Origin of the sequence: Pseudomonas sp. L13, from assembly GCF_009935965.1 — a bacterium.
GTDB classification, from domain to species: domain Bacteria; phylum Pseudomonadota; class Gammaproteobacteria; order Pseudomonadales; family Pseudomonadaceae; genus Aquipseudomonas; species Aquipseudomonas lactis.
This window is the reverse complement of record NZ_QODJ01000049.1, coordinates 40,086-50,219: the sequence shown is the minus strand read 5'-3', so window position 1 is coordinate 50,219 and position 10,134 is coordinate 40,086. Positions and strand designations below refer to the sequence as shown.

Here is a 10,134-nt window from a genome sequence, read left to right as displayed (position 1 = left end):
TTTTGCGCTTTTCAAAAGTGAGCCGCTGTCAGAGCGGAACCCTAGGTGGCCGTTACCGCAGGAATGGATATGTACACGGTCCAACTATATTGACTGTTAGGCCGTCTTCGCAGGCAAGCCAGCTCCCACATTTGGATCCTGGGCGCCAGGGAGGTAGGCGCCGGCTGTCAGGCCGTCACGGGAGCAAGCTCCCTCGCCACAGGTCCAGCGTCGGCTCTGAATTGTGTAGATACCTATGGCCATAGCAGGCACGCCAGCTCCCACATTGGATCGCAGTGCCTGAGCTAAATCCGTCGACGGCGGTTGAGTTGGGGGATGGCGGTTTGGGGGGCTTCTGCGCGCGGGGCCTGCGCCACTGTTTTTGCGGCCAGTTGCGCCAGCGTGGGCTGGCTGAACAGGGTGCGCGCGTCCACGTCCAGCCCGGCCTTGCGCAGGCGGGCTACCAGGTTCACGGCCAGTAGGGAGTGCCCGCCCAGTTCAAAGAAGTGGTCATGGCGCCCTACCCGTTCGAGCTTCAACGCCTCGGCCCAAATCTGGGCCATCAGGGTTTCCACCTCGCCCACTGGCGCTTCGTAGGCTCGGCTAAGCACGGCCTCCAACCCTGGCGCCGGCAGGGCCTTGCGGTCGAGTTTGCCGGCGGGGTTGAGGGGCAGTGCGTCGAGTTGCACGAAGGCGGCCGGCACCATGTATTCCGGCAGGTGCTCCAGCACATGCTCACGCAAGGCTTGCAGGCTCGGCGCCTGGCCGCGCAGGGTGAAGTAGGCCACCAGGCGCTCATCGCAAATCAATACGGCCACCTCGTGCAACGCCGGGTGGGCGGACAGGCGCGCTTCGATCTCGCCCAGTTCCAGGCGCACGCCGCGCAGTTTGACTTGGAAGTCGTTGCGCCCAAGGAATTCAAGATTGCCGTCGGGCAGGTAGCGCACCAGGTCGCCGGTGCGATACAGGCGGTCGCCAGCCACGAAGGGGCTGTCGATAAAACGTTCGGCAGTCAACTGCTCCAGGCCCAGGTAGCCACGGGCAACGCCGACGCCGCCGATGTGCAGTTGGCCGCTGATGCCCATGGGCACCGGTGCATCGTGGGCGTCCAACACGTACAGGCGGGTGTTGTTGATGGGGCGGCCAATCGGCAGTTGCAGGGCGGGCACCGGCGCGCCGGGTTCGAGGGTCCAGGCGCTGCTGTCCACCGTGGCTTCGGTGGGGCCGTACACGTTATGCAAACGCACCCTGGGCAAGCGCGCCTGTACGCCTCGGGCCAGGGCGGCGGTAAGTTCGCCCCCGCCGCACAGCACATCGGTGAGGCTGGTGCACAGGGCCGATGCGTCCAGGTCGAGAAACTGCTGCAACATGGCGGGCACGAACTTGATCACGCTGATCTGCTGCGTGCGAATCACTTGCGCCAGATACGCCGGCTCGCGGTGCCCATCGGGCCGCGCCAACACCAGGCGCATGCCGTTGCTCAACGGCCAGAACAGCTCCCACACAGAACCGTCGAAGCTGAATGGCGCACGCTGCAACAAGGCGCCGCCTTCGGCGTTCGGGCACAGCTGCGAGCCCCACTGCAGCAGGTTGCCCAGGCCATGATGCTCGATCATCACGCCCTTGGGTGTGCCGGTGGAACCCGAGGTGTACATCACGTAGGCGAGGTTGGCGACGCTCAAGCCGGGCACTTGTGGGTTGTCGATCGGTGCATGGTTCCAGGCGCAGTGGTCGAAGTCGATCAGCGGGATCGAGACATCACCCAACACGTCGCGGGTGGCGGCCTGTACCAGCAGCGCCACCGGCTGGCTGTCGGCAAGCATGTAGGCCAGGCGCTCGCGTGGGTAACCGGGGTCGAGGGGCACATAGGCACCGCCCGCCTTGAGAATGCCCAGCAAGCCCACCACCAAGTCCAACCCACGCTCTACGCACAACGCCACCCGAGCGTCGGGCTGTACGCCGTGCTCGCGCAAGTGGAAGGCCAGTTGGTTGGCGCGTTCGTTGAGCTCGCGGTAGGTCAATGCCTGCTCATCCGTCTGCACCGCGATGGCATCGGGGATTCGCCGCGCATGGGCTTCAAACAGCGCTTGCACGGTCAACGTGTGGGGGTAGTCGGTGGCGGTCGCGTTGAGGTTCACCAGTAGCCTGTGCAGTTCGCTGGAGGGCAACACTGGCACCTCGCGCAGTGGCATTTTCGGCGTGTTTTCCAGTGCGTCCAACAGGCCATTCAGCACGGTGTCCAAGTAGTCCAAGACCCGTTCAGCGCCGACTGCCCGCGGCGTCTTGGCCTTGAGCCGCAAGCCACTGCCCAGGTCGTCCACCGTGAGCATCAACGGGTAACTGAGGATGTCTTCACTGCTGAGCAAGGCAATGCCCGGCACCAGGTTCAGCTCGGGGTCGGCCGAGGTGTGACGGTAGTTGAGCAGGCTGTTGAACAGCCCGGTCACCCCACTGCAGCGCTGGGCCAATGCCAGCGACGCCTGTTCATGGGCGAGCAAGGCACTCAGTTGCGCGTGGGTGTCGTGCAGCGCCTGCGCCACGTTTTGCCCGGCCAGGCGCAGGCGCAGCGGCAAGGTGTTGATGAACATGCCCAAGGCCCGCTCGGCGCCCTCGCCGGCTTGCAAACGGCCGAGCAGCACGGTGCCGAACACCACGTCTTCGCGGCCCGCGACACGGCTGAGCACCTGGGCCCAGGCCAGGTGGAACAGGCTCGCAGCACTCACCCCCAGGGCGCGGGCCTGGCTGCGCAGGCGCAGATTGAGCGTGTCGCTGAGCGCACGCTGCGCCTCTTCGGTTTCGTCGCGATTGGCCTGGCGCTCCTGCAGGCCGAACGCCAAGGTCGGCTCACCCACATCCGCCAGACGCGCTCGAAAGAATGCCTCGTGCGTTGCCTGACGAGCCGTTGAACGGGCCTGCGCCACCATGTTGCGATAAGGCACGGGCGCGGGCAGTTGCGCCTGTTGGCCCAGCAAATGGGCGCGAATCTCGTCCACCAGCAGCGTGGTCGACGTGGCATCGTTGACCAGATGATGAAAGCGCAACCTGGCGACCCAGCGCGGGTGCTGGGGCTCCTCGGCGTAATCCAGGGCCATCAGCGGCGCCTGGCGCAAGTCCAGCGGTTGCGCCGGTTCGCGCAGCGGTTCGACCCGCAACTGCGCCTGGCGCCACACCACCTGCATCGGTTGTTCAAGGGCATCCCACGCCAGGCTGGTGCGCAAAATATCGTGGCGATTGATCACCTGTTGCAGGGCACTGGCAAAGGCCTCCAGTTGCTCGCGGTGCGCAAAGCTGAACAGCGCTTGTTGCTGATACGGGTCATGCGTGTCGGTGAGGTGGTGGTAGAGCAACCCTTCCTGCAACGGCGCCAGCGGGTAGATGTCCTGCACATTGGCGGCGCCACCGGGGATGCCGGCGACGATGCGGTCGAGGCTGGTTTGGTCAAGTTCGGCCAGGACGAGCAAATCCTGGGTGATATGGGTGCAACCGGCCGGAATTCGATTGGCTGGCACCGCCTGTTCGTGGCCGACACACGCCGCCGCCAACGCCGCCAACGTCGGCTGGCCGAACAGCACCTGCACATCGGCGCGCAGGCCGGCCTCGCGCATGCGCTGCACCAGTTGCACCGCCAACAGCGAATGCCCGCCCAGCTCGAAGAAATGGTCATGGCGGCCCACTGGCTGCACGTGCAGCAACTCAGACCAGATCTGCGCCAGTATGGTTTCCACGCCCTCCTGTGGCGCTTCGAAGCGACGGGTAATAAAGGCTTCCTGGGTCGGCGCCGGCAAGGCTCGGCGGTCGAGCTTGCCGTTGGCGGTGAGGGGCAAGGCGTCGAGGCGCACGTAAGCCGCGGGCAGCATGTAGTCCGCCAGCGTGGCTTGCAGGTGGGTGCGCAGTGCTTCGATTTCCACAGGCTGACGTGGCACAAACCACGCCCACAATTGCCCGTCGCGAAACTGCACCACTGCATCCTGAAGCGCCGGATGGCTGACCAGGGCCGACTCGATTTCTCCCAGTTCGATGCGCACGCCACGGATTTTCACCTGGTCGTCGTTGCGCCCCAGGTAGTCGAGATTGCCGTCTGGCAGCCAGCGCGCCAGGTCGCCAGTGCGGTACAGGCGAGCGCCGCTGAAAGGGTCGTCGAGAAAACGTTCGGCACTGAGTTGCGGACGGTTCAGGTACCCCCGCGCCACCCCCTTGCCGCCAACGTACAACTCCCCCGCCACGCCAATCGGCACCGGGCGTTGTTGCGCGTCCAGCAGGTAGATGTGGGCATTGGCGACCGGCGCGCCGATATGCAACGGCTGGCCCACCTCGACACGTCCCGAGGTCGCCACCACCGTGGCTTCCGTGGGGCCATAGTTGTTCACCACCGCGAACGTCTGTGCCTGGGTGAAGGTGCGCAGGCGGTCGCCGCCGATCAGCAAGGTGCGCAAGGTGGGATGCCCCTGCCCCTGGCTGAACGCATATTCGGCCACAGGCGTGGGCAGGAAACACACCTGCAACGGTTGCGAGCGCCACCAGTGAAGCAACGCGTCGATATCTTCCGCGCCCTCCTGGGCCGGTGGCAGGTGCAAGGTCGCGCCCACGCACAACGCCGGCCAGACCTCCCAGGCCATGGCATCAAAACCGAAGCCGGCGACGCTGGCGGTGTGGCTGCCCGCGTGCAGGTCGAACGCCTGGCAATGCCAGTCCACCAGGTTCGACACGCTGTGGTGTTCAACCATCACGCCCTTGGGCAAGCCGGTGGAGCCCGAGGTGTAAATCACATAGGCCAGGTTCGACGGCGTGACTGCGACTTGAGGGTTGCTATCGATGGACGCATTGCCAGGCTCCAGCGCGATCACCGGTACCGTCGAGACGGGCAGGCGCTGGCGTAAATCGCGCTGGGTCAGGATGGCCACGGGCGCGCTGTCGTGCAGCAGATACTCCAGGCGTTCGGCGGGATGGGCCGGATCCAGCGGCACGTAGCAGGCGCCGGACTTGAGGATCGCCAACAGCCCCGCCAGGGTGTCAAGGCCACGCCGGGCCAGGATCGCAACGCGGTCATCGGGCTGTACGCCGAGCGCCACTAGTTGATGAGCCAGTGCATTGGCCTGGCGGTTGAGTTGGGTGTAACTCAGGGAGCGGTCCTGATACACCGCCGCAATAGCGTGGGGCGTGCGTGCGGCCTGGGCCTCGATACGCTGGTGCAGGGTTTGCGGCGTGGCGTTGGGCTGCGCGGTGGCGTTCCAGTGCAGCAGTCGGGCCTGCTCCTCGGGCAGCAGCATGCAAAACTCGCCGATGGGCAGCGCAGTGTCCTCCAGCCCCTGCTCCAGCAGCCCGATGAAACGCTGGGCCAACGCCTGCACGTCACCCGCCTGGAAATACGCCTCGTTGTAGACGCAATGCAGCCACGCATGGTCCTGGTAACGATGGCTGCGCAGGTGAATGGCGAGCGGCAGCGCTTCATGCTGATTGGAGACCTTGATCGCGCGGGCCTGGACCTGACCGAAGCGCAGGTCGTGGTCGTCCTGCTCGAACGATACCGACACGTCAAAAAGTTGCCCGCGATCTGTTCTACGCAGGCCCAGCTCGCGGTTCATCTCACTCAACGGGTAGCGCTGATGACGAAAATCCTGCTTGAGCTGATCGCGGATGCCCCGCACCAGTGCACCGAAAGACACGCCCTCGCTGAACGCAAAACGTACCGCGCTGACCTGGGTGAACAGGCCCACCGTGGCGCGAAAACGCGCGTTGGAGCGGTTGAGAATCGGTAGCCCCACGCCCCATTCCTGGCGTTGGCTGGTGCGGGTGAAATACACATACATCGCCGCCAGCAACACATGAAAGGCCGACGCCTGGTAGTGGTTGGCAACCTGCTCCATGCGGCTCTGCAACTGCACCGGGAAGCCTTGCACCCAGGTGTTGCTCGACGTCTTGGCGTTGTGCCTGGGGGTGAGCAGTGGTTCGGGCAGCACTTGGTATTTGCCCAGCCAGTAGTCGCGGTCGCGGGCGTAGCGGGCCGAGTGCAGGTAGCGCTGGTCGGTGTCGATAAAGTCGATGTAGGACGGCGCCAGCAGCTCAGTGTCGCGCCCCTGCTCCAGGGCGCTGTAGAGCTGCGCGAGGGATTGCAGCATCTGGCCGAAGCCCCAGCCGTCGAGGATCAGGTGATGAGCCTGGGTGCCGAGGCGGTAGTGATCATGGTCAAGTTTGACCAGGAAAAACCGGCACAGTGGTTCGCCGCTCAGGGCGTAGGGCCGGGCCATTTGCGCCTGCATCAAGGCTTGGGTTGCCGCCGATGGATCGGGCAGCGCGGAGAAATCATGCAGCGCCATTTCCACCCTCAGCTCAGGGGCGAATGTTTGCCCAGGCAGGCCATTGGCGTCGGTATGCAGTTGAGTGCGTAGCGCATCGTGACGGGCCACCAGCAGTGCGACGGCACGCTGCATGCGTTCGGGCTCGACGGTGCCGGCAAAATCCAGGTAGCCGCCAATGTTGTACAGCGGCGAGTCGCCCACGCGCAGTTGGTCGAGCCAAATGTCTCGTTGGGCGCCAGTGAGGGGGAAGCGGGCCGGCAGGCTGGAGGAATGCTGCATAAGATCCTTCTCATGGGGGTCAGGCACTGGCCGCGCAGAGGTGGCCCATTACACCGAAGTGGCCGGATTTGAGCATGGGCGCCGGGGGGCGTCTGACACCCGAAACCCGGACATTCAAATGGATGGATGGGCCTTGGCCGAAGGTTCATGGCTGAAACGATTAAAGCGTTGTAGGAGATTGGCTACATCGGATCCATCCCGAGCCTATGGACAACCCCTTAATTTTATAAATTCATCTTTTATATCAACAAGTTAACCAATGCTAAAAATAACTTACGCCTGTACGTAGCCGGCTCAACTCATGAGAAACGTCGGTTTAATGGCGCAGTTTTTATGGCAGTTTGTGTCCCTCGTTTCCGCTACATACGTAGGACAAATCCCTATGGCTAAATAAAATCTCGAACGCCGAGTTACGTTCAAGCAGTACGGAGCGCCCTGCACAGGCCCTGGGCAACCGTTGACGGTTTTCGACATCAAGGATGAGATGGCTATGAGTCTGACCCCAAGTATTGGCGACACCTGCGGCCCGCATTTCTATGCCGAAATGGGCGAGTTGATTTCAAACAGCGGCGACGAGCATTTCGCCGCCACCATGCTGCAGCTGGTGGGCAAGTGGGTACCGATTCACCTGGTAGACCTCAGCGAATGGACGCTGGATGAACTGCGCGACCGCGTGCTGGACATCAAGTTACTGGGCAGCGCCGGGGTGAAAAAGGATTTGTCGGTGTCCCAGACCTTGCATGCGCTGAACGACCACCCGTTGTTGCGGCAGATGCTGCACATGCAAGACCCGCTGCTGATCCAGATGAACGCCAAGGCCAACAGCATGCACCCGCGCGGCACCTCGCACCAGTGCAACCTGGTATCGCGCCAGGGCAACCGGCGCTGTGTGATTTCGCTCTACCGCCTGCCGACCCAACAGGGTTTTTCCCTGGCTGAGTTGTCGTTTCTCAAGTGCCTGTCGGACACGCTGTTGCCGTTGATGGAACGGCACGCCCAGTGCCTGCGCCAGGCGCCGCATGCCGAGACAGAGCCGGCCCATACCCTGCTGGAACAATCGCAGTTGCAGCGTGAGTTCTACAAACGTTTGTCTTTGAGCGATATCACCCTTTCGGCGCGGGAACAGGAAGTGTGCCTGGGCCTGCTGACCGGCGGCACCGTGCCGCAAATCGCACAGAAACTCAGCGTCAAAAACAGCTCGATCGAGACCTACCTCAAGCGCGCCGCCGCCAAGCTGGGCGTGAGCGGCCGACATGGCCTGGCCAAATGGATGGTGGGCGCCTGATGAATAAACAGGCGCTGTGCACCCTCGGCATGGCCTGGATGCTCGGCGGTTGCTCGCTGATCCCCGCGTACCAGCAGCCAGCGGCGCCGGCGCCTGCGCAGTACCCCCAAGGCGGTGTCTACCGCCTGGCGCAGGCTGGCAACTTGGCGCAGAACCCGGACTGGCAGCAGCTGTTCCACGACCCAGCGCTGCAACAGCTGATTGATGATGCACTGGTCAACAACCGCGACCTGCGGGTGGCAGCCCTGAATGTGCAGGCGTTCCAGGCGCAGTACCGTATCCAGCGCGCGGATTTGTTCCCGGCGATCTCCGCCACCGGCGCCGGCAAGCGTCAGAAGTTGCCAGGGAGCGTGACCGGCACCGGCAAGTCAGCGATCACCTCCAGCTATTCCGCCACCTTGGGGCTGAGCGCCTATGAACTGGATTTGTTCGGCCGCGTGCGCAGCCTCAGCGAACAGGCGCTGCTCACTTACCTGGGCAGCGAACAAGCGCGGCGCAGCGCGCAATTGAGCCTGGTGGCCAACGTCGCCAATGCCTACTTGACCTGGCGGGCCGATCAAGAACTGCTGGCCCTGGCCGAGCAAACCCTGGCGGCCAACGACCACAGCTGGCAATTGACCCGCCGCAGTAAAAGCGCAGGCAAAGCCTCGGCGCTGGACGTGGTGCAAGCGCGCACAGCGGTAGAAAGTACTCGCGCCAGCGTGGCCCGCTATGAGCGCCAGGTGGCCCAGGACCTGAACAACCTCACGTTGCTGGTGGGTGGCCCGGTGGATGAACACTTGCCCGCGCGCCCGCTGGCCGATGACCTGGTCGCCCGCGTCCCCGCCGGCTTGCCCTCGGACCTGCTGCAACGCCGCCCGGATATCCTCCAGGCCGAATACCAGCTGCAGGCGGCCAACGCCAATATCGGTGCGGCCCGCGCTGCGTTCTTTCCTTCCGTGACCCTCACGGCAAACGCGGGCAGCACCAGCACGGAGCTGTCGGGGCTGTTCAAGGGCGGCTTGGGCAGCTGGACGTTCCAGCCGCAAATCAACCTGCCGATCTTCAACGCCGGCAGCCTGCGCGCCAGCCTGGATTACGCCAAGCTGCAAAAAGACATCACCGTGGCCCAGTATGAAAAATCCATCCAGGCTGCCTTCCAGGAAGTGGCCGACGGCCTCGCCGCACGCCAGACCTTCAACGACCAACTGGCGGCGCAACGGGATTTCGTCGAGGCCAACCAGACCTATTACAACCTGGCCCAGCACCGCTACCGCAGCGGCGTGGACAGCAACCTGACGTTCCTCGATGCGCAGCGTTCGCTGTTCAGCGCGCAACAGGTGCTGATTGTGGACCGACTGGCGCAGTTGGTCGCCGAGGTGAATCTGTATACGGCGCTGGGTGGCGCGTGGACGCAATGGCCGAACCTGGCGGCGGCGCGTTAGAGCAACTTGAGTCCAGACTCGGCATGACGATTTGGGTCGCGGTTATCCAGCGGCTGTTTGTGCCCATAACTGTCCACGAAGCCGCCCACGGCGGCCATCGAATGAAACCCGCTGTTGACCGTGCCAATGGCGCCGTTGAGGAAGTCCTGGAGGGTTGCGGGCGCAACGAAGTCTTTCAAGCCCAGGCGACGCAACGCCTGCCCCGGATACTCACCATCATTGAGGCTGCGCATGGCGGCGGCAAAGCTCTTATTGGCCTCCCCATCATTATTTTCAAGATAGGCTCGCTTGGCACTGACAGCGTATAAAAACTGCGCATTGACCAGAACATCGTTGGGCCTGTCGGTGCCGAAGTTGGCGCCGGCCTTGGCCTGCTTCAGTTCGTCATGGGTGATGTGCAGTTTGAACCCATCGCGCATGACAATGCGATAGCCGCTATCGGTGGCCTCAATGGTTTTGTAAATACCGTAAGGGTTATGGCCGAACCTCATCATCGCGGCTTTAATCGCCGATATCGTCACGCAATTACCTTCGGCCAATTGGTAAAAGTCTTTGAAAATATCACCAGGCTTGATGCCCGTATTTGCAGGCGTACCTTTCAAGAACTCGTCACGTCTGATGGTGCGGTTATCGGAAACCTGCGCAGGCAAAGGTGTTGAATGGACTTCAGGTTTTAACCGCGCAGATAACAGCGCCAACAAACGCTCCAATTCACCGACCAGGCGACTGAGTTGTTCAGAAGTTCCAGTTGGGGCAGAGGCGTTGGCGAAGGGCAAAACACGTGAAGAAGTGACGGCGTCGCTTGCCCTGGCATGACCAAAAGCAGCAGTGTTAACAGAAGACACTAACATGTTGAATAACCCCTATTATT

Annotated in this window: 4 protein-coding genes; 2 read left to right on the top strand and 2 right to left on the bottom strand. The window is 63.1% G+C overall.

The features are described 5' to 3' along the window. Positions 1–284 precede the first annotated feature (284 nt). The gene (locus DK871_RS21535) at positions 285–6,554 is read right to left on the bottom strand and encodes a non-ribosomal peptide synthetase (RefSeq protein WP_161906554.1); all 6,270 of its coding nucleotides are present in this window, start codon (positions 6,552–6,554) and stop codon (positions 285–287) included. Between the two features lie 490 nt (positions 6,555–7,044). Between DK871_RS21535 and DK871_RS21530 the strand changes: the two genes are divergently transcribed. Further along, on the top strand, positions 7,045–7,839 hold the full coding sequence (locus DK871_RS21530) for a helix-turn-helix transcriptional regulator (RefSeq protein WP_161906553.1): 795 nt from the start codon (positions 7,045–7,047) through the stop codon (positions 7,837–7,839). Further along, a complete protein-coding gene (locus tag DK871_RS21525; protein ID WP_161906552.1) occupies positions 7,839–9,263 on the top strand; it encodes an efflux transporter outer membrane subunit in 1,425 nt (474 codons plus the stop codon). The genes DK871_RS21530 and DK871_RS21525 overlap by 1 nt, the downstream gene beginning before the upstream one ends. Here the strand turns inward: DK871_RS21525 and DK871_RS21520 are convergent. Continuing rightward, the gene (locus DK871_RS21520; RefSeq protein WP_256677506.1) at positions 9,260–10,114 is read right to left on the bottom strand and encodes a hypothetical protein; all 855 of its coding nucleotides are present in this window, start codon (positions 10,112–10,114) and stop codon (positions 9,260–9,262) included. The two genes, DK871_RS21525 and DK871_RS21520, sit on opposite strands and share 4 nt — an antisense overlap. Between the last annotated feature and the right edge of the window lie 20 nt (positions 10,115–10,134).